At 70.3% G+C, this 21156-nt stretch carries 21 protein-coding genes and 1 pseudogene; 9 read left to right on the top strand and 13 right to left on the bottom strand.

The features are described 5' to 3' along the window. The first annotated feature begins 364 nt into the window (after positions 1-364). Positions 365-490 carry a hypothetical protein gene (locus ACFY36_RS40970; protein WP_499751305.1) on the top strand — a complete coding sequence of 42 codons (126 nt, stop codon included), beginning with the start codon at positions 365-367 and terminating at the stop codon, positions 488-490. A 443-nt stretch (positions 491-933) separates the two neighbouring features. Here the strand turns inward: ACFY36_RS40970 and ACFY36_RS40965 are convergent, their stop codons facing one another. The 3 genes from ACFY36_RS40965 to ACFY36_RS40955 form a co-directional block, all read right to left on the bottom strand. Next, the gene (locus ACFY36_RS40965) at positions 934-1797 is read right to left on the bottom strand and encodes an LLM class F420-dependent oxidoreductase (RefSeq protein WP_499751304.1); all 864 of its coding nucleotides are present in this window, start codon (positions 1795-1797) and stop codon (positions 934-936) included. Further along, a complete protein-coding gene (locus tag ACFY36_RS40960) occupies positions 1794-2177 on the bottom strand; it encodes a DUF2255 family protein (protein WP_499751303.1) in 384 nt (127 codons plus the stop codon). The genes ACFY36_RS40965 and ACFY36_RS40960 overlap by 4 nt, the downstream gene beginning before the upstream one ends. Positions 2178-2243: 66 nt before the next feature. Beyond that, a complete protein-coding gene (locus tag ACFY36_RS40955; RefSeq protein WP_499751302.1) occupies positions 2244-3005 on the bottom strand; it encodes an SDR family NAD(P)-dependent oxidoreductase in 762 nt (253 codons plus the stop codon). Between the two features lie 86 nt (positions 3006-3091). On the opposite strand from ACFY36_RS40955, the gene ACFY36_RS40950 reads away from it, so the two are divergent. Next, complete coding sequence (locus ACFY36_RS40950) at positions 3092-3949, top strand: helix-turn-helix transcriptional regulator (RefSeq protein WP_499751301.1); 858 nt, start codon at positions 3092-3094, stop codon at positions 3947-3949. A gap of 709 nt (positions 3950-4658) precedes the next feature. On the opposite strand, the gene ACFY36_RS40945 is transcribed toward ACFY36_RS40950, so the two are convergent. Next, positions 4659-5486, bottom strand: coding sequence for an ankyrin repeat domain-containing protein (locus ACFY36_RS40945; protein WP_499751300.1), 828 nt, complete (start codon positions 5484-5486; stop codon positions 4659-4661). A 51-nt stretch (positions 5487-5537) separates the two neighbouring features. On the opposite strand from ACFY36_RS40945, the gene ACFY36_RS40940 reads away from it, so the two are divergent. The 5 genes from ACFY36_RS40940 (at position 5538) to ACFY36_RS40920 (ending at position 10554) form a co-directional block, all read left to right on the top strand. Then, entirely contained in the window at positions 5538-6551 is a 1014-nt protein-coding gene (locus tag ACFY36_RS40940; protein ID WP_499751299.1) for a lysylphosphatidylglycerol synthase transmembrane domain-containing protein, read from the top strand. 24 nt (positions 6552-6575) lie between these two features. Beyond that, positions 6576-7154, top strand: coding sequence for a sugar O-acetyltransferase (locus ACFY36_RS40935; RefSeq protein ID WP_499751298.1), 579 nt, complete (start codon positions 6576-6578; stop codon positions 7152-7154). Beyond that, entirely contained in the window at positions 7151-8353 is a 1203-nt protein-coding gene (locus ACFY36_RS40930) for an MFS transporter (protein ID WP_499751297.1), read from the top strand. Before ACFY36_RS40935 ends, ACFY36_RS40930 begins: the two co-directional genes overlap by 4 nt. Next, complete coding sequence (locus ACFY36_RS40925) at positions 8350-9843, top strand: diguanylate cyclase domain-containing protein (protein WP_499751296.1); 1494 nt, start codon at positions 8350-8352, stop codon at positions 9841-9843. The genes ACFY36_RS40930 and ACFY36_RS40925 overlap by 4 nt, the downstream gene beginning before the upstream one ends. Before the next feature lie 111 nt (positions 9844-9954). Then, positions 9955-10554, top strand: coding sequence for an AAA family ATPase (locus tag ACFY36_RS40920; protein ID WP_499751336.1), 600 nt, complete (start codon positions 9955-9957; stop codon positions 10552-10554). Here ACFY36_RS40920 and arfA read toward each other — a convergent pair. From arfA to ACFY36_RS40900, 4 genes are read right to left on the bottom strand one after another with little or no spacing between them, the layout of a single operon-like run. Then, positions 10547-12040, bottom strand: a complete 1494-nt coding sequence (arfA, locus tag ACFY36_RS40915; RefSeq protein WP_499751295.1) for an arabinosylfuranosidase ArfA — start codon at positions 12038-12040, stop codon at positions 10547-10549. The two genes, ACFY36_RS40920 and arfA, sit on opposite strands and share 8 nt — an antisense overlap. 9 nt (positions 12041-12049) lie before the next feature. Further along, a complete protein-coding gene (locus ACFY36_RS40910) occupies positions 12050-12901 on the bottom strand; it encodes a carbohydrate ABC transporter permease (RefSeq protein WP_499751294.1) in 852 nt (283 codons plus the stop codon). Next, complete coding sequence (locus ACFY36_RS40905) at positions 12898-13830, bottom strand: carbohydrate ABC transporter permease (protein ID WP_499751293.1); 933 nt, start codon at positions 13828-13830, stop codon at positions 12898-12900. Before ACFY36_RS40905 ends, ACFY36_RS40910 begins: the two co-directional genes overlap by 4 nt. A 2-nt stretch (positions 13831-13832) precedes the next feature. Beyond that, positions 13833-15155 carry an ABC transporter substrate-binding protein gene (locus ACFY36_RS40900; protein WP_499751292.1) on the bottom strand — a complete coding sequence of 441 codons (1323 nt, stop codon included), beginning with the start codon at positions 15153-15155 and terminating at the stop codon, positions 13833-13835. 242 nt (positions 15156-15397) lie between these two features. On the opposite strand from ACFY36_RS40900, the gene ACFY36_RS40895 reads away from it, so the two are divergent. Continuing rightward, entirely contained in the window at positions 15398-16423 is a 1026-nt protein-coding gene (locus tag ACFY36_RS40895; protein WP_499751291.1) for a LacI family DNA-binding transcriptional regulator, read from the top strand. Here the strand turns inward: ACFY36_RS40895 and ACFY36_RS40890 are convergent. After that, the gene (locus tag ACFY36_RS40890) at positions 16410-16880 is read right to left on the bottom strand and encodes a hypothetical protein (protein ID WP_499751290.1); all 471 of its coding nucleotides are present in this window, start codon (positions 16878-16880) and stop codon (positions 16410-16412) included. The genes ACFY36_RS40895 and ACFY36_RS40890 overlap by 14 nt on opposite strands. A 72-nt stretch (positions 16881-16952) precedes the next feature. Next, on the bottom strand, positions 16953-17237 hold the full coding sequence (locus ACFY36_RS40885; RefSeq protein WP_499751289.1) for a hypothetical protein: 285 nt from the start codon (positions 17235-17237) through the stop codon (positions 16953-16955). Between the two features lie 311 nt (positions 17238-17548). On the opposite strand from ACFY36_RS40885, the gene ACFY36_RS40880 reads away from it, so the two are divergent. Then, entirely contained in the window at positions 17549-17752 is a 204-nt protein-coding gene (locus ACFY36_RS40880) for a cold-shock protein (RefSeq protein WP_360250547.1), read from the top strand. A gap of 76 nt (positions 17753-17828) precedes the next feature. Here the strand turns inward: ACFY36_RS40880 and ACFY36_RS40875 are convergent, their stop codons facing one another. The 3 genes and pseudogenes from ACFY36_RS40875 to ACFY36_RS40865 form a co-directional block, all read right to left on the bottom strand. Next, entirely contained in the window at positions 17829-18770 is a 942-nt protein-coding gene (locus ACFY36_RS40875) for a hypothetical protein (RefSeq protein ID WP_499751288.1), read from the bottom strand. A 100-nt stretch (positions 18771-18870) separates the two neighbouring features. Further along, positions 18871-20256, bottom strand: coding sequence for a HAMP domain-containing sensor histidine kinase (locus tag ACFY36_RS40870; RefSeq protein WP_499751287.1), 1386 nt, complete (start codon positions 20254-20256; stop codon positions 18871-18873). A gap of 157 nt (positions 20257-20413) precedes the next feature. Further along, a pseudogene (locus ACFY36_RS40865) lies at positions 20414-21085 on the bottom strand (response regulator transcription factor); the annotation flags it as partial. Positions 21086-21156: the final 71 nt, after the last annotated feature.

The following is a 21156-nucleotide window of genomic DNA, read 5'->3' as shown; positions in this document are numbered from 1 at the left end:
CCACCACCTTGATCGTGTCGATCACGGGCGACACGTCGGCCATGCGCGCCGCGCCCGCCTCGTCAACGTGGGTGACGAGGGATCCTCGGCATACCGGGAGTTTATGAATTCGTCCTCGTGGTGCTTCGTGTAATCGCAGCTCACGCACCTCTTCCTCGTCCCTGTTCGCGCAATGGAAAAGGGCACTCCGTGTTATCGGGAAACGGCCGCGGAAAAGGGCAGCCGATAGCCGTTTGTCGCGACCAATCAACAGCCCGTAAGCGCGGCCTTCGCGGTTAGCGTTTTCCGCGCATAGCGACATAAAACCGAACGAGAGCTCATAAATTGGCCGCACAATGGCCGCATGGTGGAGGGAGGTGAAGCAGTGGACCAAGAGATCGAACCGCATGGGCGGCATGACCGGTTGTTGAGGTGGGTGTACGGCATTGCCGCTCTGACGAGCGCGGCCGCGGGCCTGATCGCGGCCCTCAACGGCTGCGGCTCCACCTAGCGCACAGCCAACTTGTCGCTTCAAGCCGGTTATTGCCGCACTCCACGGCGTGGCGCTGTTTGTAGACCTCGCGGTCGAAGGCCGGCGGTCGACCACCTGCGGAGCCGCGCCGCCGTCGGTGCATCACGTGGTCCGGCGGCTCGGCGATCGTGGCTCGGATACCACGTCGTCGCGGCTCGGCGCGGTGACCGCGAGAGCTGTAAGCCTTGTCGGCCAGGACCTGGTCCGGGCGGGTCCTGGCCGCCGCGCCCGTGCCGCGGGGCACGTGTTTCTGATCGGCCCCCTTTTGCGGTCGCCCGCGGCGTGCTGATGCGCGCGGCACACCGTCGAGTCGACCGACACGTCCCAGGCGTCAGGCGCCGGCCGGGACGATGTGCAATGTCGCCTCGCGGGCCGATGGCTTCCACCGGGCCCGCGTCGGCGACGTACCTCCGCTCTCAGCCCTAAATCAGTTCCTTGGCCAGGGCGCCGAAGGCGTCCGAGGGGAACCGTGTGGCGTCGCCGCCGTTGAGGACCTGGATGGCGACCTCGTCCGCGCCCGCCCGGTAATGCTTCTCGATGCCGGCGGCGACCTGCTCGGCCGTGCCCCAGGGGATGACGGCGTCGACCAGACGGTCGCTGCCGCCGTCGGCGAAGTCGGCGTCGGTCCAGCCGAAGCGCCGCAAGTTGTTGGTGTAGTTCGGCAGCGTCAGATAGCCACTGGTGTATTGCCGCGCGGTGGCCCGAGCGGAAACAGGATCGGGGTCGAGAACCACCGCGACCTCGGGCGCGAGCAGCCGGCCGGGCCCGATCGCGGCCCGGGCTTCGGCGGTGTGCTCGGCGGTGGTGAAGTAGGGGTGAGCGCCGGCCGAACGGCTGCGGGAGAGCTCGAGCATGCGCGGGCCGAGGGCGGCCAGGACGCGCCGCTCAGGGACGAGGCCGAGGCTGTCGAGTTCGTCGAGGTACTCGACCATTTTGGAGTACGGCTTGCGGTATTCGGTGCCGTCGCCGTCGACCAGGACGGCGTGGCTGGCGCCCAGCCCGAGCAGGAATCGCCCTGGATGTGCCCGCTCGGCGTCCGCGGTGAACGCGGCCACCGTGGCCGGCGACGTGTGCCAGATGGTGGCGATACCGGTGGCGACGCCGATGCGCTCGGTCCCGTCGAGCAGCTCACCGAAGCGGGAGGGGATGCTCTCGCCGAACCCGGCCGAGAACCAGATCCGGGAGTAGCCGAGCTCTTCCAGCTCGAGAGCCGCGTCAAGGGCGCCCTTCGGGCTCTCGCTGCCGAGGAAGAACGGTTGCCACACGCTGACAAGTCGTTGCGTCATCCCCGAACGATACGACCGGCTGATGGTGGCGCCGTCGTCGCCCGCGCGGGCCGGATCCGCAGAGTCGCGCCATGGGCTTGAGGTCCCGCGACCAGGCCCGCGTTCGCGCCGTACTTGGCTCGGTAGGCGGCGTCCACGGCCTCCGCCGGGCCCGGCTCGGCGGTCAGCAGGACGTCGCGTTCGAGGCTGCCGGAGGAGATGTGCCCGTGTGGGTCGGTGAGCGCGGCCTGGAACCAGCCCGAGCGGCGGCCCCGGAACGCGCGGACGTACAGGGCGCCGTCCACGACGACCATGCCCAGCTCGACGCCCTCGTGACCGCCCACGCTCAGGACCAGGGACTGGTTCGCGGCCAGGACGGCCGCCTCTTCGGATGACCACATGCCTCAACCCTGGCGCGGAATAACGCGATCCGCCCCAGGGCCGGGCACTGGCCGGGCGGGCCAGGGTCAGGCGCCGGCGCCCCCGTCGACCGGGATGATGGCGCCGGTCACCCACGAGGAGCGGTCGCTGAGCAGCCACGCGGCCACCTCGGCGATCTCGCGCGGTTCGGCCATCCGGCCCATCGGGGTCGACGCCGTGATGCGCTCGACCACGCCCGGGGTCGCCGCCTCCCACGCGTCGATCATCTCGGTGGCGGTGCCGCCGGGCGTGATGCCGTTGACCCGGATGCGCTGTGGCGCCCACGTCACCGCCGCTGTCTCGGTGATGCTGTTCAGGGCCCGTTTCATCGCCCCGTACGCGGGCAGCGCCGGGTTGGCCCGCCGGCTGCCGATGCTCGACGTGTTGACGATCGCCCCGCCGCCGGTGCGGCGCATCAGCTCGGCCTCCGCCTTCATGGCCGTCCAGTGGGCGCGGAAGTTCACCGCGAACTGCTCGTCGATGTCCTCGTCGCCGGTGGTTTCGAGGGGCCCAGGGCGCTGCTGGATCGCCGCGCCGTTGTTGAAGGCGCCGTCGAGCCGCCCGTGCAGTTCGTCCACCCGCGCGACGGCGGCGCGGATGCTCGCGGGATCGGCGAGATCCAGCGTCACCGCGTCGGCGACGCCGCCGTTGCCGCGGATCTCGGCCACGATCTTGTCGAGCGCCTCGGTTCCCCGCGAGGCGAGCACGACGGCCGCGCCCTCCTCGGCGAACAGGCGGGCCGCCGCCGCTCCGATGCCGCGGCTGGCGCCGGTGATGAACACGACCTTGCCGGTCAACATGTCAGTCATGCCGAAAGCCTCATCCGGCCCGGCGACCGGAGACAGGCACAGGCTGTACCAGGCTCCGGCGGCGCCCGGCGCGCAGAATCAAAGGCATGGACAAGCAGGAGCTGGGAGCATTCCTTCGTACGCGTCGTGAACGGCTCCGCCCTGAGGACGTGGGCCTCCCGGCGGGCCCGCGCCGTCGTACACCCGGGCTCCGCCGCGAGGAGGTCGCCGTGCTGGCCCACATCTCCACCGAGTACTACGTCCGCCTGGAACAGGGCCGCGCGCCCCGCCCGTCGGCCGAGGTGCTGGCCGGCATCGCCGCCGCTCTGCGCCTGACCGGCGCCGAGTCCGACCACCTGCACGTCCTGGCCGGCACCGCACCCGCCCGCACCGGAACGCACCGCCGGGACGTGCGCCCGAGCATCCTCGCCCTGCTCGAACGGCTTCCGCAGACCGCCGCCTTCGTGACCTCGGCGACCTTCGAGGTGCTGGCCTGGAACGACCTGGCGGCCGCCCTCATGGAGGACTTCGCCGCCCTCGGCCCGGCCGGCCGCAACCTGGCCCGGAAGGCGTTCCTCAGCCCCGAGCGCACGCTCTACGGCGTCTCCGACGGCGCCGAGTTCCGTCACCACGTCGTCATGGAGTTGCGCGCCACACTGGCCCGCTACCCGTCGGACCCGGACGTGACCGGCCTTGTCCAGGAGCTGCGCGACGGCAGCCTCGACTTCGCCCGCCTCTGGGACCGCCACGACGTCCAGGCCGCCCAGGTGATCACCAAGACTTTCCACCATCCGGTCGTCGGCCCGATCACCGTCGACTGCGACTCGATGACCCTGACCGACCGCGACCAGCACCTCGTCCTCTACAGCGCTCCGCAGGGCTCGCCGGACGCCGAGGCCCTCGCGTTGCTGAGCGTGCTCGGCACCGACTACGCGCCTTCCAGCGGGATCACGCGCAAGCCGTGATCCGTGGCGACGGCCAGGCGATGCGGACCGGCGGCGGTCACCGCCACGGCCCGGCCGTCGACGGGTAGCGCGGCCCGGGTCCGGCCGTCTTCGGTCGCCAGCAGCACGACCACGCCGTCGAGCCCGAGCGCGACCGTCCCGCCGCCGGGGCTGAAGCAGGGGCGGGTGGACCAGCCGGTCAGCGGGGCCCGCACGCGGGACGTCGTGGCGTCGATGACGCGCTGCCAGATCGGGTGGCCGTCGAGGTCGGTCAGGCTGAGCTCGCCGCGCCAGCCGGGGGCGCGGCGGCCGTCGCGGACACCCGAGGTCGTCCAGATCAGCAGGTGGCGGCCGTCCGGGGCGAAGACGGCGGCCGGGATCGTGTCGCCGGCGAGCGGCTCGATCTCGGTCACCGGCTCGAGGCCGCCGCCGGCGGTGACCCGGTCGAGACGTACGTGGGCGCCCTGGAACGAGCACGTCGTGGCGAGCAGGGCCCCGCCGGGGGAGAAGGCGACGCCGTCGGTGCGTTCACCGGCCTCCACGTCGGCGGTGATCCGGCGGGCGGCCAGGTCGTAGAGCACCACCCGCTCGTGACTGGTCGCCGCGGCCAGCCGGCGACCGTCGGGGGAGAAGGCCAGCGCGGTGACGTCGTCGAGGCCGTCGAGCGGGTCCGGTTCCGTGAGATCGGGGCCGCGCAGTTCGGCGGGCGCCTCCACCGGCGCGACCGCGATCAGCGGCCGGCCACCATGGCCGGGGTCGTGGACGGCGAGGTCGCGGAACGCGATGTGCTCGGTCGGGACGGTCGCCTCGGGGTGCGGCGCGGGGCCGAGCCGCCAGCGGAGCAGCGTGGCGTGCCCGGCGACGCTGAACGCCACGTCGGGTCCCGGCCCACGCGCAGGGCTTTCTGCGCGACGGCCGGCGGCTCGGCCAGCGCGGCGCTGGAGGCGGCCGGTTGCCGCAACCCGAGCTGCCGGGCGAGATGGAGAGGGCTTCGGCCGCGTTCATCGCGTACGGCCGGATCGGCTCCTTCGGTGAGAAGCAGCTCCACCAGCGCGGTGTCGCCGGTTCGGAGGGCACGGTGCAGCGGCGTCTCGCCGAAGTTGTCCCGGGCATCGACCTGCGCCCCCGCGTCGAGCAGGGTCCGGGCCTTTTCCGCGCCGGCGTCGTGCAACGGCGTACGGCCGAAGGAATCTCTCGCCAGGAGCGAGGCGCCCCGCCGCAGCAACACCTCGGTGACCTCGCGGTCCCGGGCGCAGTGCAGCGGCGTCTGGCCATGCTCGTTGTGCTGGTCGGGCGTGACCTCGCGGGCCGCTTCGATCAGCAGCGCGGCGATCTCCCCGGTCGCCGCCCGGTGCAGCGGTGTGTCCCCGTTGTCGCGCCGGGCCCGCGCCGTCGCTCCCGCCCCGAGCAGCATCCGGACGGCGCCGGTCGACCCGGCGGCCGCCGCCGCGTGCAGCGCCGTCTCGCCCATCCACCCGCGCGCGTCCACCCCGCCGAGCAAGGGCCGCAGCGCGGTCAGGTCCCCCTCCCGGGCCGCCGTGATCACCGCTGGTTCCATGACCGGTCATCCTGCCTCAGCATCCGCTCAGCGGAGCCGAATCTTGAGGGCATGACAGCGACCAGCGTGCCCACCGGCGATCGGCGTGCCGCGCGCACCTGGGCCCGGCGGGCCGCCGTGGTGGCGCTGCTGGTGCTGTTCGGGGTCGAGTTCGCGATGGGCTGGCCGTCGCTGTCGGCGGCGTTCACCCAGCTCAGCGCCCCGCACCCGGGCTGGCTGGCCGGCGCGCTCGCGGCCGAGCTGCTCGCCATGCGGACGTACGCCCGGATGCAGCAGGTCCTGCTGCGCTCGGCCGGCCTGCGCGTGCCGATCCGCAAGAACGTCGCCCTGGCGTACGCCGCCCACTCGCTCAACGAGACGCTGCCGGGCGGTCCCGCCTTCTCCACCCAGTTCAACTATCAGCAGATGCGCCGCTTCGGCGCCACGCCCGCGGTCGCCTCGTGGTGCATCGCGCTCTCGGGCATCCTGTCCACCGCCGCGCTGGCGCTGGTCACCGCCGTCGGCGCGCTCGCCTCGGACGGCACTCCGCAGTGGTACAGCCTGGCCGGCCTGGCCGCGCTCACCGTCCTGATCGTCGTGGCGATCCGGCAGGTGACCCGCCGGCCGGAGAGCGTGGAACCGCCGGTCCGGGCCGTGCTGGCCGTCGTCAACCGGCTGCGCCGCCGTCCGGCGGAGCACGGCCTGGAGCCGGTGCGCGTGTTCGTGGCGCAGCTCGGCTCGGCCCGCCTCACTCCCGTGCGGGGCACCGCGGCGGCCGTCTTCGCGGTGCTGAACTGGGGTCTCGACGCCGCCTGCCTGTGGCTGTGCCTGCGGGCCGTGACCGACGCTCCGATCGACGGCACCGAGGTCCTGCTGGCCTTCTGCGCCGGCATGGCGGCCGGGACGATCACGATCGTCCCGGGCGGGCTCGGCATCATCGACAGCGCCCTCGTCCTGGGCCTGGTGGCCGGCGGGGTCACGACCGGCACGGCCATCGCCGCCGTGGTCCTCTACCGCGTCATCAGCTTCGGCTTCATCATCGGCGCCGGCTGGATCTCGTGGTTGGTGATGAGGCGCAAAAGCTGACCCCAAATGTGTACGATCGTACACATGACCTCTCCCGACTCGCGGAGCATGCGCGAGCGCATGCTGGCCGGCGATCTGTACCGGGGCGCCGACCCGGAGCTGGAAGCCGAGATGCTCCACGCGATGGTGCTGACCAAGGCGCTCAACGACAGCGATCCCCGTGACGGCGACGGCCGCCGCAAGCTGCTGCGCGAGCTGCTCGGCTCGATCGGCGAGGACGTGGACATCCGCCCGCCCCTGCACGTCGACTACGGCAGCCACCTGCACATCGGCGACCGGGTGTTCATCAACTACGGGTTGATGGCCCTGGACGTGGCCGAGATCCGCATCGGCGACGACGTGCTGCTCGGACCGAACGTGCAGCTGCTGACGCCCACCCACCCGGTCGATCCGGAGCCGCGCCGGGAGAAGTGGGAGGCGGCCCTGCCGATCACGATCGGCGACAACGTGTGGATCGGCGGCATGGCCGTGATCTGCCCCGGCGTGACCATCGGGGAGAACTCGGTGATCGGGGCCGGTGCGGTCGTCACCAAGGACATCCCGGCGAACGTCGTCGCCGTGGGCAACCCGGCTCGGGTCATCCGGTCAGTCCACGGCCAATGAGCCGTCGCACCGCCCTTTTCCTGCTGTTCTTCATTCCCGGGGTCGCGCTCTCGTCGTGGGTGACCCGTACTCCGGACGTCCGTGACCTGCTCGGCGCCTCGACCGCCGAGATGGGCCTGGTGCTCTTCGGCCTCTCGGCCGGTTCGATGCTCGGTGTGCTCGGCTCGGGCGCCATGGTCAGCCGGTTCGGCGCGCGCCCGGTCATCACCGCCGGGATCACCGCCCTGCTGATCGGCGTGCCGGTGGTCGGCCTGGGCGCGCAGCTGTCGCAGAGCGTGCTGGTCGCCGCGGGCCTGTTCCTGTGCGGCTTCGGGGTCGGCGGCGGCGAGGTCGCCATGAACGTCGAGGGCGCCGACGTCGAGCGCCTCACCGGCAAGGTGGTCCTGCCGACCCTGCACGGCTTCTACAGCTTCGGCACGGTCGTCGGGGCCGCGGCCGGCGCCCTGCTCACCGCCGTCGGATTGCCGGTGATCTGGCACCTCACGCTGGTGGGCCTTCTCTCGGTGCCGGTGGCTTTCTTCTCAGTGCGGAGATTGCCGTACGGGGTGGGCCGCGCGCCGAAGAAAGAGGCGGCGGCCGGCCCCTCGCCCAGGCTCTGGCGCGACACCCAGCTCCTGCTCATCGGCGGCATCATCCTGGCCCTGGCGCTGGCCGAGGGCTCGGCCAACGACTGGCTACCGCTGATCATGGTGGACGGGCACGGCCTGAGCGTGGCGTACAGCTCCGGCGTCTATCTGGCCTTCAACATCGCGATGGCGGCCGGGCGCTTCATCGGCGGCTGGTTTCTGGCGCGCTTCACCCGCCCGGTGATCCTCGGCGCCAGCGCGGTCATCGGCGGGATCGGCCTGGCCCTGGTCGTGCTGGCCGACAGCAGCGCCGTGGCGAGCGCGGCCGTCGTGCTCTGGGGCCTGGGCGCCGCCCTCGGCTTCCCGGTCGCGCTGTCGGCCGCCGCCGACTCGGGCCCGAACGCCACCGCCCGGGTCTCCCTGGTCGCGTCCCTCGGCTACGTCGCCTTCCTCGTCGGCCCGCCGTCGCTCGGCTTCCTCGGCGACCACTACGGCCTGCGCGGCGCCATGGTCGTGGTCCTGGTGCTGGTCGCCGCGGCCGCATTGCTCACCATTCCGCTGCGCGCCCGCCCGCCGGGCGAGGCCGGGGTAACACTCAGACCGGAGCCGGAACGGCCGATACCGCAGAGGTGAACCGTCTTCTCCGCGATCCGCTCATGGTGGCGGCCGTGCTGTGGACGCTGGCCGGCGCCGGGCTGCTGTACTCGCTCGACGCCGCCGACGACCACGTGCGCGCCTTCTGGGCGGTCCAGCCGCCGCTCGACGCGCTGCTGGCCTACTCGGCGTGGCGGGTCCACCGCGTGGCGACCGGGGCCATCCGGAGGTTCTGGCTGGTCATGACCGTGGCCGGCGTGCTCTTCACGGTCGGCGACACCGTGCAGGCGTTCACCGCGTTCGCCGGCCACGGCCAGAAGGACACGGCCGGTGGGCCGGTGCAGGGGCTGCTGTTCGCGGTGGGGCTGCTCGCCATCATCGTGGCGATGCTGCTGCACCCGATCCCGGGCAGCTCGCGCCGGGAGAAGGTGGCGTTCTGGCTCGACTCGTCGACCGTGCTGGTCGGCGGGGCCGTCGTGGCGTACTGCTTCGCGATCGAGCCCTCGCAGGAGGACGGCGGCAACATCGCCGGGACGCTGGCCGCCGGCTGCGTCATCCTCACCTCGTGCTTCGCGGCGGTGAAGCTGGTGCTCAGCGGCAACGCGCCCATGCACCGGGCCGCGGCCATCCCGATGATCGTCGCGGCCGGGCTGAACAGCGTCGGTTTCTTCCTGGAGCCGAACGCCGACGGCACGCTTGAGCCGTACGTCTTCGTCGTGCGCCTGCTGCCGTCGCTGCTGATCGGCCTGGGCGCGAGGATCCAGGAGGACGTGGCCCGGTTCGACCAGGGCTCGGCGTTCGGGTCACGCCGGCGCCGTCCGTACAGCCTCCTGCCGTACGGGTCGATCGCCGTCGCCTTCACCACGGTTCTCGTCGAGACGCCGGCCGGTCCGCACCCGCGCCTGTGGGGCGCGATGGCCGGCCTGGGCGTCATCGTGGCGCTGGTCGTCTGCCGCCAGCTGGCCGCGTTCCACGAGAACAACCGCCTCATCGACCAGCTGCGTGAGCACGAGGCGCGGCTGCGGCACCAGGCCCTCTACGACGGGCTGACCGGCCTGGCCAACCGCACCCACTTCCACGAGGAGGTGACGCTGGCGCTGCGCCACGAGGCGGAGAACACCTCGCTGCTGCTGATCGACCTGGACGGCTTCAAGGCGGTCAACGACACCCTGGGCCACGCCGCCGGCGACGTGCTGCTGGCCGGCGTGGGCGGCAAGCTGACGGCCTGCGTGCGCCCGGGCGACGTGGTGGCCCGCCTCGGCGGCGACGAGTTCGCGGTGCTGCTGCGCGAGTGCGACGCCGAGGGCGCCGAGCACACGTCGGAGCGCATCCTGCGCGAGCTGGCCGACCCGATCCCGTTCGAGGACACGGCCGTACGGGCCAACGCCAGCATCGGCATCGCCTGCGCCACCCGCCACGACGACGTCGACTCGCTGCTGCGCGACGCCGACCTGGCCATGTACGCCGCGAAGCGCCAGGGCAAGGGCACGTGGACCCGCCACCACCGCGACCTGACCCCCGCCACCTGACCCCCGCCACCTGACCCCCGCCACCTGACCCTCGGCCGGCACCGTTGGTCATACGGTTGGTGTCCGGCGGAAAGGGGAGTCATCGTGTCACCTGGCGGCGTGCGGGCATCCATGGGCGGCCGGGGGAGCGGTGCGCCGCGCCTGGTGGTCGTCCGGGGGAACAGCGGATCGGGGAAGACCTCGATCGCCCGGGAGGTGCGCCGGCGGTACGGGCGTGGCTGTGCGCTGATCGAGCAGGACCATCTGCGCCGGGTGGTGTTGCGGGAGCACGGCAGCGACGAGACCCCGGCGATCGCGCCGGCCTTCATCATGAGCGTCGTGCGGGCCGCTCTCGCCGGTGGGTATCACGTCGTGCTCGAGGGCATTCTGCACACCGGCCGATACGGGGTGCCGCTCCGCGAACTGATCGCCGAACATCCCGGCCCGGCCGCCGTCTACTGGATGGACGTCTCGTTCGCCGAGACGGTGCGCCGCCACCAGCGGCGGCCGGAGCCGATTCCGGTCACCGCTGAGCAGATGCGCGAGTGGTACACGCCGCTCGACGTGCTCGGGGTGCCGGGCGAGGAGATCATCGGCGAATCCGTCACCTTCGGCGACGCGGTCGAGCTGATCCTGCACGGCAGCGGCCTCGCCGAGACCGCTGCCCTCACACCATGCCCGCAGGTCTGCCCTCGCTGCGCAGCCAGGAATCATGCGGCAGTGATCAGGTGAGGCGGATCGCGCTCCACGACACCGGCGGCAGCGTCACCGTGACCGTGCCGTCCGAGACCTCGGCTGCCAGTTCGCGCGGGGTGACCCGGTCGGGCGCGGACTGGGTGTTGGTGGCGGTCAGGTCGTCGTCGCTGAGCACCCAGGCTTCCCCCACCGAAGACGCCGGGCCGGGCAGTGGGAACGAGAACGACACGCTCTCGGTCTGGTGCCGGTTGACCACGAAGACCGACAGGGCGCCGTCCTCGTGGGTGGCCACGGCGTCGACGACCGGCACCGGCCCGAAGCGCGTGGTGTCGTACACCGGGGAATCGATTTTGACGTCGAGGACGTCGCCCGAGGACAGACGGGACGTCAGGGCGAACGGGTGGAACGTGGTCTGCCGCCAGGCCTCGCCGTCGGGCTCGCTGCGGATCGGGGCGATCACGTTCACCAGCTGGGCCAGGCAGGCCGCGGTGACCCGGTCGCTGTGGCGCAGCAGCGAGATGAGCAGGCTGCCGACCACCACCGCGTCGGCCACGTTGTAGCTGTCCTCGATGACGCGCGGGGCCACCTCCCACTCGGTGATCGACGAGCGGGACGCCTCGTAGCGGCTCAGGTACCAGACGTTCCACTCGTCGAACGAGATGTTGATGCGCTTCTTCGACTTCAGACGGGCGCCCACGCTGTCCGCCGTCGCCACCACGCTGTCGATGAAGTGGTCCATGTCGACCGCCGAGGCCAGGAACGAGCCGACGTCGCCGTTCAGCGGCTCGTAGTAGGCGTGGGCCGAGATGTAGTCGACCTGGTCGTACGCCAGCTCCAGCACCTCCGACTCCCAGGCGCCGAACGTCGGCATGGACGAGCTCGAGCTGCCGCAGGCGATGAGCTCCACCTCCGGCTGGGCCGAGCGCAGCGCCCGCGCCGTCTCGGCGGCCAGGCGCCCGTACTCCCGAGCGGTCTTGTGCCCGGTCTGCCAAGGCCCGTCCATCTCGTTGCCGAGACAGAACATGCTTATTCCGTACGGTTTCTCCGACCCGTTCTCGCGGCGCAACTCGGCGAAGTGGGTGCGGTCGGGCTGGTTGAGGTACTCGTGGACGTCGAGGGCCTCCTGGACGCCGCGGGTGCCCAGGTTGAGGGCGTACATGACCTCGACCCCGGCCTTGCCCGCCCAGCGCATGAACTCGTCCACGCCGACCTCGTTGGTCTCCAGGCTGTGCCAGGCCAGGTCGCGGCGCACGGGCCGGCCGTCGACGGGGCCGACGCCGTCCTCCCACTTATATCCGGAGACGAAGTTGCCGCCGGGGTAGCGGACGAGCGATACCCCCAGTTCCCGGACGAGGGCGAGCACGTCGGCGCGGAAACCGTCGGCGTCGGCCGAGGGGTGCGACGGCTCGTAGATACCGCCGTAGACGCAGCGGCCCATGTGCTCGACGAACGAGCCGAAGGTGCGGCGGGAGACGGGGGCGACGACACGGTCGGGGTCGAGGTGCAGCTTGGCGTTGAGCACGTTGTTCCTTTACTTGAGGCTTCCTACGGCCAGACCGCCCTGCCAGTACTTCTGGAGGGTGAGGAAGGCGACGACGAGCGGGACGATCGACACCAGCGAACCGACGATGATCAGGTTCCAGAGGGACTGGCCGCCGCCGTTGTTCGAACTCGCCAGCTGTTCCCACAGGCCGATGCCGACCGTGAGCGGATAGAGCTTCGAGGTGGACAGCATGGTCAGTGGCAGGAAGAAGTTGTTCCATGTGGAGACGACCGACAGCAGCAGCACCGTGATCACTCCGGGGCGCATGAGCGGCAGCGCCACCTTGACGAAGGTCCGCAGCTCGCCGGCGCCGTCGATGCGGGCCGCGTCGAGCAGCTCGTCCGGGACGGACGCCGAGGCGTACACCCGCATGAGATAGACCGCGAACGGGCTGAGCAGCGAGGGCAGGATGACCGCCCAGATGGTGTCGGTGAGCCCGGCGTTCGACATGAGCACGAACGTCGGGATCACCAGCGCGGTCAGCGGCACCATCACCGAGCCCAGCACGGCCGCGAAGACCACGGTGCGGCCCCGGAAGGTGAACTTCGCGAAACCGTAGCCGGCCAGTACCGAGATGATGGTGCACCCGATGCCGCCGGCGAAGGCGTACAGCGCGGAATTGCCCAGCCAGCGCAGATATTCGCCGTTGTTGTAGGTGAACAGGTCGCCCAGGTTCTCGAAGAGGTGGAAGCCGTTCGAGAACCACAGCGCGCCGTTGCCGGAGAACAGCCCTTCGGCGTTCTTGGTGCTGGCGACCAGCAGCCACCAGACCGGGATGAGGAAGTAGCACACCATGGCCAGCAGCAGGAGCTTGGCCCAGATGTGGCGGGGCCTGGTCATGTGAAGATGCTCCCCTTCTTGCGGGTGACGAACATGAAGATGCCCACCGCCAAGAAGACCACGAAGCCGAGCGAGAACGAGATGGCCGAGGCGTAGTTGAACTGCGCGTAGCGGAAGGCGAGGTTGTACGCGTAGATGTTCGGCGTGAAGTCGGGCGTGACCGATCCGTTGGCGATCGGGCCCAGGATCTGCGGTTCGGTGAAGAACTGCAGGGTGCCGATGAGCGAGAAGACCAGGATCAGCACGAGCGCGGACGAGACCATCGGGACTTTGATGCGCAGCGCGATCTGCCGGGCGCTGGCCCCGTCGATGCGCGCGGCCTCGTAGATGGACGTGTCGATGCTGCGCAGGGCCGCGTAGATGATGATCATGTAGTAGCCGGACCACTGCCAGGTCACCACGTTGAGCAGGCCGTAGAAGATGTTGCCCTGGCTGAGCAGGAACGGCGCCCGCACGTCGAACGCGGTCGCGATCTGCTCGATCGGGCCGAAGCTCGGGCTGTAGAGAAAGCCCCACATGAGAGCGCCGAGAACGGCCGGAATGGCGTACGGGAGGAAGATGACCAGCCGCGAGAAGCGGGCCAGGCGGCCGGTCACCTCGTCGAGCACGAGCGCCGCGACCAGGGCGACGATGATCTGCAGCGGAATGACGACGACGCTGAACCGCAGCACGAACCAGAGTCCCTTGCGGAACGACGGATCCTCGAAGGCGCGCGTGTAGTTGTCGAATCCCGCGAACGTCGTCCCGGTGGCCAGTCCTTTCGTCCAGAGACTCAGATAGCCCGCGTAGAACAGCGGCGCCACCAGGAAGGCCAGGAAGACGATGAGGAACGGCAGGATGAAGAGCCAGCCCGCGAACCTTCTCCTGCGCTTTGTCTTCGGCGCCGCCTGCCGTAGGTCCACACGCGGCGCCGTCTGCAGCTGGGTCATCGCTATTTCACCGTGAAGCCCTGGGTCTTCGCGTACTGGACGATCTGGTTGTGCAGGTCGGTGGCCGCCTGCTCACCGGTCGTCTTGCCCTCGTTGATCTTCACGATCTGCGCCTGGAGCTGCGCGTAGTAATAGACCGTGAAGGGGCTGTAGGTGGCGCCCTTGTACGCGTTCTCGGCCGGGATGTAGATGTCCTTGTTGGCGGTCTGGCCGTTGAAGAACTCGACCTTCGCGTTCACGAACTCGTCCGAGGTCAGCACGCTCTGGTTGAGCGGGAAGATCGTCTGGGTCTTCCAGCCGTCGGTCAGCGACGCCTCGTCGGCGTACAGGCCCAGGGCGACCTTGGCCGCGTTCGCCTTGTCGGCGGCCTGGCTGGTGACCGCGAAGGCGGAACCGCCCCAGTTGACGCTGACCGGGCTGGCCGTGTCCCACTGCGGCAGCGGGGCGACCGCGAACTTGCCCTTCTCCTTGCCGTTGCCGACGCCGGCGCCGGTCAGATAGCCGGGGGCCCAGGCGGCCGAGACGTAGGTGGCGTACTTACCGCCGACCATGCCCGCGATGTAGTCGGTGGTGAACTGGTCCTCCTTGCCGACCAGGCCCTTCTTGGACAGGTCGCCCCAGAAGTTCAGCACGTCCTTGGTCGCCTGGTCGTCGAGCTTGACCGTGATGTTCTGCTTGTCGGACAGGTCGTAGACGAACGGCTGAGCGCCCTTCTGGATCATCAGGGCGGTGGTCACGGCCGGCACGTTGCTGCCGAAGTCGCCGAAGACGGGCCCGCCGGCCGCTTTGACCTTGGCGGCTGCCTCGGCGTACTCGGCCCAGGTCTTCGGCGGTTTGATCTTGTATTTGTCGAAGATGTCGGTGCGGTAGATCAGCGCCATGGGGCCGCCGTCGACCGGCGCCGCGAAGACCTTGTCGCCCTGCGAGACGTCCTTCCAGGCGCCCTCGCTGAAGTTCTTCTTGACGTCGTTGGCGCCGTACGGGACGAGGTCGACCAGCGCGTCCTGGATCTCGAAGCCGACGAGCTGATCGGCCTCGAGCATGATGACGTCGGGCGCGCCCTTCTTGGCCGCGATGGCGGTCTGGAACTTCTCGTACTCGGGCTGGCCCTGCCCGGCGTTGGTCCAGCAGACCTGGACGTCGGTGTGCTGGTTGTTGAAGTTGTCGACGACCTTGGCCATGTTCGGGTACCAGGCCCAGACCAGGACCCGGGGCGCGGCCTCGTTGACGATCTTGTTCGTGCAGTTCGTCGGCTTGGCGGCCGTTGTTTCCTGATCATCGCCGCCGCCACATGCGGTCAGCGTGGTGATCAGCGCGAGGCTCATCGCGGCTTTTGTTAGGTTTCGCATCTTCCGGCCTCCTGGACAAGGGCGCGCCGACATCACCGACTGTCACGTCGGCGCGATCTATGGATCTGGAGCCGAATGGCGGGGGAGTACACCACTCGTGGGGGTTGGTGTGATGTAGATTGCGCTTTGCAGCGCTGCAAAGGACTATGCCCCGGCCGTTCGGCTCTGGCAAGAGGCAACCTGCCGGAAATATTCTCGTGCGAATCCAAGGGGGGCCCATGCGGGAAACTACGCTCCGTGATGTCGCGGAGCTGGCCGGTGTCTCGCCGCGCACCGTGTCGAACGTGGTCAACGGCTACGCCCGGGTGACCGACGCGACCCGCGAGAAGGTGGAGCGGGCCATCGCCCAGCTCGGATATCGGCCCAACGTGCTCGCGCGGAATCTGGCCACCGGCCGTTCCGGGCAGATCGTGGTGGTCGTGCCCTATCTGGACACCCCGTACTTCGCCGAGCTGCTGCAGGGGATCATCCCGGCCGCCCGCAAGCTCGGATACAACGTGCTGGTCGACCAGACCGACGGCGACCGCGAGCACGAGGGCGAGCTGATCGGCCGGGGCTCGCGCCGCTTCCTCTTCGACGGCATGATCTTCAGCCCTCTGGGCCTCTCTCAGGAGGATCTTTCCGTACGGGACCCCGACCTGCCCCTGGTCGTGCTGGGTGAGCGCTCGTCGGACGGGACGTTCGACCACGTGGGCATCGACGACGTGGCCGCGTCGACCGACGCGGTGAACCACCTGTTCTCGATCGGCCGGCGGAGGATCGCGGCCATCGGCGACCAGCCGTACCCGACCGGCGAGGCGGCGCAGCTGCGCACGCAGGGCTTCCGGGTCGCGCACGAGGCGCACGGCCGGCCGGTGGACGAGTCGCTCATCATCAGCACGGCCCGCTTCAACCGGGTCGACGGCGCGACGGCGATGGCGGCCCTGCTCGACCGGGCGGACCCGCCGGACGCGGTGTTCTGCTACAGCGACCTGGTCGCCTCCGGGGCCATACACAGCCTGCACCAGCGCGGTCTGCGGGTGCCGGAGGACGTGGCCATCATCGGCTACGACGACATCGAGGACGGGCGGTACAGCAGCCCGACGATCAGCACGATCCAGCCCGACAAGAAGGCGATCGCCCAGATGGCGGTCGACCGCCTGGTCAAGCGCATCGCCAGCCCGTCACCGGTGCCCGGCGTGGAACTGCGGGCCGAGCACCGGCTGATCGCGCGGGAGAGCACTCTCGGTGTTACTTCTTCTTGACGATCACCAGGCGGGCGATGGTCTTGCCGCCCTCCTCGCGGCCGGCCACCCCGACCTCGGCGCCGGGCGTCAGCTCCCCCCGGACGGTGACCTTCTCGCCCTTGGTCCAGGTCTGCGTGAAGCCGTCGGTGGACTTCACGCTCAGCGTCTTGTCGTCGGTGGCGGTGACGGTGCCGCGCTGGACGACGATCGTCCTGGGGCCGTCCTTGCCCTGCACGACGATCTCGCCGTGCAGGGTGTTCTTCCGCAGGTAGGGCCGCTTGTGCTTGGCCCGCCCCTCCTTCGCTTCCCCGGCTTTCGCTTCCCCGGCGCTCGCGGAGGGCTCGGGGCTGCCGAGGCTGACGGCCGTCAGCGCCTGCGTCTCGTCGGCCGTGTCCGCCGCCGCGGCCGGAGCGGCACAACCGGCCAGCGCGAGCATGCCGGCCAGACCGAGAACGGTCATCTTCATGCGTCTCATGCCGCCGACTCTCCCGGCAGCGTGCGTGACCCACGTCAGGACGATGTTCGGGTTGTGTAAGGGCCTACGGCCTTACAGTGTGGACCGTCGGCGCGCCTGGCTCGGGGGCGCCAGCTGCACGGTCCAGGTGCGGGCCGGGCCGATCACCGCGGTGGCCCGGCAGAGCAGGTCGCACCCCAGCTCCGGGCTCCCTTCGGCGAAGCCGCGGTTGATGAAGCCGATCGCCTTCTCGTGGTCGCCGGCCTCGAGGGCCCTCTCCAGTCCCGCGGTCAGGGCCGCGGCGACGGCGGCGTGGAAGCTGGCCGCGCTCTTCTCGCGGAGGGTCGGAGCGGGCTGCGGCAACGGGGAAACGGTCATGTGAAACTCCTGGGGGCGACGGTTCCGAAGGGCTGTCCGAAGGGGGTGAACAGCTGCCGGACGTCAGCCACGCAGGCCACTGTACGCGTGCCGCTGTGACGGAGCACGCAACCGTGTTGGCGGAGATCGGCGGATTCTGTGCTAAGTTGTCGGCGTTGCAGTTTTGATTTCCGTAGACGTTTTCGGCGCCTGATGGGTCATCTGAGACCCGCAGGCGCTTTCGTTTTTTCGTGTCGTTTCGGCGCGGGTGATCAACGCGGCGGCGTCAGGGTCCGCACAGTGCGGCCCCTACAGCCTGCGAAGGAGCAGACATGGCTACCGGCACCGTGAAGTGGTTCAACGGCGACAAGGGTTTCGGCTTCATCACCCCCGATGACGGCGGCGCCGACCTCTTCGCGCATTTCTCGGCGATCGCGAGCAGCGGTTACCGCAGCCTCGACGAGAACCAGCGCGTCGAGTTCGAGGTCACCCAGGGCCAGAAGGGCCTGCAGGCGTCGAACATCCGCCCGCTCTGATCTTCTGATTTCGCTTTTCTGATTCCGCGCACGGCGGCCCGACTGGTTTCAGCGGGCCGCCGTTCGTTTTTCCACGTCAGGGCACGAGTTCCTGATAGGCGGCGACGCCGTCCGGGTCGAGATAGCCGCCGGCCGGGACCGAAGTGGCGCCGAGATACCAGTTGTCCATCTGCCAGTAGGCGATGACGCGGAAGTCGCGGGCGGTCAGCCAGGCCCGGGAGGCCCGGATGGCGGGACCGCGCGATGCCCGTACACCCTGGTCGTCGTCGATGCCCCACTCGGGCAGCGTGAGTGGGCGGCCGAGCCCGGAGAAAGCGTTGTACCAGCGCAGCATGCGCGGGTCGTTACCGACGCTGACCGGATTGTCGGGCTCGCTGCCACGGGTGCTGGCCTGCCAGTAGAGGTCGAAACCGTAGGCGTCGGCGTACAGCGGCGGCACGATCCAGTCCTGGATCTCCCGGTCCCCGCCGGTGCCGTTGTTGGTCACGCCGGGCGAGCCCGGCCGCCACTGGTACGACATGTGGATCGGCACGATGAAGATCGCCGCGTTGACGGCCTTGGCGGTCAGGTAGACCCGGGAGAAGGCGGCCACGAACTGGGTGCCGGTCATGTCGTCCTCAGGTTCGTGGAAGTACGTGAGGAAGCTGCCGGCCGGCATGGCGGCGGCGATGTTCTGAATCTCGGTGTCGCAGCTGCCGGCGGCCACGGCAACCGGCGTACAAGATGTCTTGAAGGAAAACCAGAGCGTCGCGCCGTACGTGGTGTGGCAGTTGACAGCATCAGACGGCGGCAGTTGCCCGGCCGACGCGAAGACCCGCCGGATCCCGAGATCGCCCAGATGCGTTCGTTCGTCGAGGAAGCCGGCGCAGGTGTTCCCACTGCCGACGACGTCAGCGGCGGAGGTGGTGGCCCCGACCGTGAGCGGAGGAAGAGCGGCCAGGGCCGGAGCCGGGGCGGCGGCCGTCACGAGCACGGCCACGGTGGTGGCGACGAGCGCCCGGTACAGGACGGATGACATGCCCGGAGATTAGGCAGACTCATCGAAGCGTCCACATGCGTGAATGGATGACCGCACCGGCTCATGCGAATTCGCCCGGCGTGCCAACTTCCCGGTGGCGTCAGAGGGCGTACGGCAGCGTGATCCGGAACATCGCGCCGCCTTCGGGGGCGTGGGCGGCCTCGATGGTGCCGCCGAGGCGCTCGACGAGACGGGCGGCTAGGGCGAGACCGAGGCCGCTGCCGGTCTTGCGTTCGTGACGGTAGCGCTGTTGAAGGGCGCCACGCTGAAAGGCGACCGCGAGATCGTCGTCGGTGAAGCCGGGCCCGCCGTCGCGGACCTCCACCACGCCGCCGTGCTCCCCGGCCCGAACAGCGAGAACCAGGGCAGCACCGGGAGGAAGCACACGCAGGGCGTTCTCACCGAGCCCGTCGATGACCTGCCGGAGGCGCCCGGGGTCGGTGGTGACCATGACAGGCCGCTCCGGAAGCTCGGCGCTCAGGCGTGGTCCGTCCGGCCCGCAGCGGGGCCCCCAGGCTTCCGCCGCCGAGCCGACGAGGTCGGCCAGATCAACGGCCACCATCCGTACGGGCAGATCGGCCGCCTCCAGACGGGAGAGCACCAGAAGATCGGAGATGAGCCGCTCGAGCCGATCCGCCTCAGCGAGCATGATCCGCCCGGCGCTCTCACCGGTGACCGTCCCGTCGGCGGGTGAGGTTTGAGCAGCGCTGTCATCCCTGATCGTTCGCCCCGTTATCACGCCGTCGGCCAGTGCCTCGGCGTAGCCGCGGATCGTGGCCAGCGGTGTCCGGAGCTCGTGGGACACCGATAGCAGGAACTCGCGTTCGCGGCCCTCGCTGCGCTGAAGGGCGGCGCCGAGCTGGTTGAGGGCGGTGGCGAGTTCGGCCGCCTCGGCGGGTGGGCGGACGGGCAGCCGCACCGAACGATCGCCGGCGGACAGCTGCTTGGCGGCCAGCGCGGCCTGCCGCAGTGGGCGGGCGATGAAGTGGGCCAGCAGCGCGCCGGCGACGACGCCTCCGGCCAGACCGGCCAGCAGGGCGATCCACACGCCGCCGAGCACCCGTGCCGCCGTGCCGGAGCCGGCCTTGCGGGTCAGGATCACGCCGGCGTCGTTCCCGGCCAGCGGCCGGCCGGAAATGAGTACCGCCTGGTCGCCGACGATGCCGCTGGTGTCGACGTCCTCACCGGCCGCGATCCGCTGCACGACCCGCGCGGGCAGGCCGGGCCGGTCGGCCGCACCCCGCCGGATCAGGTAGACCGCGATCCCGTCGTCGCGCAGCCGATTCACGATCCGCGTGCGCGCGGCGGCCCGCTCACTGGCGAGCAGCTCCACCGCCAGGGCCGACTTCTCCGACAGATCCGCCCGCGCGGCATTGTTAGCGGACCGAACGGCAATCGGTAGTGCCACTAACGCGGTAATGATGACCGAGACGACGGCGGTGGCCGCCGTGACGAGAACCGCGCGCCCCGTGAAGGTCTTAAGCATCCGCATCAGGGGCGTCGGAGGAGTCGCCGGGGACCGGCATGGCTGGGTCGGTGTTGGTATCGGGCGTGACGGCGGAGGTGTGCTGGGCGGGGATGCCCTCGCGGCGGAATCCCGCGGCCGTCCCTTCGGTCGGGGAGGTCGCGGAGGCGGTGTCTGTGGCGGTGTAGCCGACGCCGCGGATGGTGCGGATCACGTCGGCGGCTCCGGCCAGTTTGGCCCGTAGTTGAGCGATGTGAACATCCACGGTGCGCGTTTGTGCGTGAGATGCGTATCCCCAGACGGCGGCGAGCAGCTCTTCGCGCGTGAACACGCGGCCGGGGCGGCGCAGCAGGTGCGCGAGCAGGTCGAACTCGGTGGCGGTCAACGTGAGTGGGCGGCCGTCGACCGAGGCCTGGCGGCGTGCGGGGTCGAGCGCCACCGGGCCCAGCGTCCGCACCCGGTCGCCGTCGCCGGGGCCGGCCGCCCGGCGCAGCAGGGCGCGCACGCGGGCGACCAGTTCGCGCGGGCTGAACGGCTTGGTCAGGTAGTCGTCGCCGCCCAGTTCCAGGCCCAGGATGCGGTCGACCTCGTCGTCGCGGGCGGTCAGGAAGACCACGGGGGTCCAGTCGCCGTCCTCACGCATGCGCCGGCAGATCTCGGTGCCCTCCAGGCCGGGCAGGGCGATGTCGAGAACACAGGCAACTGGCCGGAGTTTCCGTACGGCAGCAAGCCCTGTCTCTCCGTCATTGGCCACGTGCACCCCGAAGCCGTCACGGGCCAGGTAGAGGCGCACGAGGTCGGCGATCGGGCGCTCGTCCTCGACGACCAGCACCAGCCCCTTGTCGGTCACCGGCCCATTGTGCCCGCGCGGGAGCGTGAGCGATGTTCGGGCAATGTAAGAAGAGTGGACGGCTTATCGCG

This window comes from Actinoplanes sp. NPDC000266, from assembly GCF_042899005.1.
Taxonomy (GTDB): Bacteria; Actinomycetota; Actinomycetes; order Mycobacteriales; family Micromonosporaceae; genus Actinoplanes.
The sequence above is the reverse complement of the archived record's forward strand: the minus strand, read 5'-3'. Positions and strand labels throughout refer to the sequence as shown.

Coding starts and splice junctions, on each gene's coding strand:
- ACFY36_RS40950 (WP_499751301.1), top strand. CDS start 3,092: ATGGACAAGCAGGAGCTGGGAGCATTCCTTCGTACGCGTCGTGAACGG.
- ACFY36_RS40935 (WP_499751298.1), top strand. CDS start 6,576: ATGACCTCTCCCGACTCGCGGAGCATGCGCGAGCGCATGCTGGCCGGC.
- ACFY36_RS40920 (WP_499751336.1), top strand. CDS start 9,955: ATGGGCGGCCGGGGGAGCGGTGCGCCGCGCCTGGTGGTCGTCCGGGGG.
- ACFY36_RS40875 (WP_499751288.1), bottom strand. CDS start 18,770: ATGTCATCCGTCCTGTACCGGGCGCTCGTCGCCACCACCGTGGCCGTG.
- ACFY36_RS40880 (WP_360250547.1), top strand. CDS start 17,549: ATGGCTACCGGCACCGTGAAGTGGTTCAACGGCGACAAGGGTTTCGGC.
- ACFY36_RS40940 (WP_499751299.1), top strand. CDS start 5,538: ATGACAGCGACCAGCGTGCCCACCGGCGATCGGCGTGCCGCGCGCACC.
- ACFY36_RS40895 (WP_499751291.1), top strand. CDS start 15,398: ATGCGGGAAACTACGCTCCGTGATGTCGCGGAGCTGGCCGGTGTCTCG.
- ACFY36_RS40965 (WP_499751304.1), bottom strand. CDS start 1,797: ATGACGCAACGACTTGTCAGCGTGTGGCAACCGTTCTTCCTCGGCAGC.
- ACFY36_RS40905 (WP_499751293.1), bottom strand. CDS start 13,830: ATGACCCAGCTGCAGACGGCGCCGCGTGTGGACCTACGGCAGGCGGCG.
- ACFY36_RS40930 (WP_499751297.1), top strand. CDS start 7,151: ATGAGCCGTCGCACCGCCCTTTTCCTGCTGTTCTTCATTCCCGGGGTC.
- ACFY36_RS40885 (WP_499751289.1), bottom strand. CDS start 17,237: ATGACCGTTTCCCCGTTGCCGCAGCCCGCTCCGACCCTCCGCGAGAAG.
- ACFY36_RS40945 (WP_499751300.1), bottom strand. CDS start 5,486: ATGGAACCAGCGGTGATCACGGCGGCCCGGGAGGGGGACCTGACCGCG.
- ACFY36_RS40870 (WP_499751287.1), bottom strand. CDS start 20,256: ATGCTTAAGACCTTCACGGGGCGCGCGGTTCTCGTCACGGCGGCCACC.
- ACFY36_RS40955 (WP_499751302.1), bottom strand. CDS start 3,005: ATGACTGACATGTTGACCGGCAAGGTCGTGTTCATCACCGGCGCCAGC.
- ACFY36_RS40960 (WP_499751303.1), bottom strand. CDS start 2,177: ATGTGGTCATCCGAAGAGGCGGCCGTCCTGGCCGCGAACCAGTCCCTG.
- ACFY36_RS40890 (WP_499751290.1), bottom strand. CDS start 16,880: ATGAGACGCATGAAGATGACCGTTCTCGGTCTGGCCGGCATGCTCGCG.
- ACFY36_RS40910 (WP_499751294.1), bottom strand. CDS start 12,901: ATGACCAGGCCCCGCCACATCTGGGCCAAGCTCCTGCTGCTGGCCATG.
- ACFY36_RS40900 (WP_499751292.1), bottom strand. CDS start 15,155: ATGAGCCTCGCGCTGATCACCACGCTGACCGCATGTGGCGGCGGCGAT.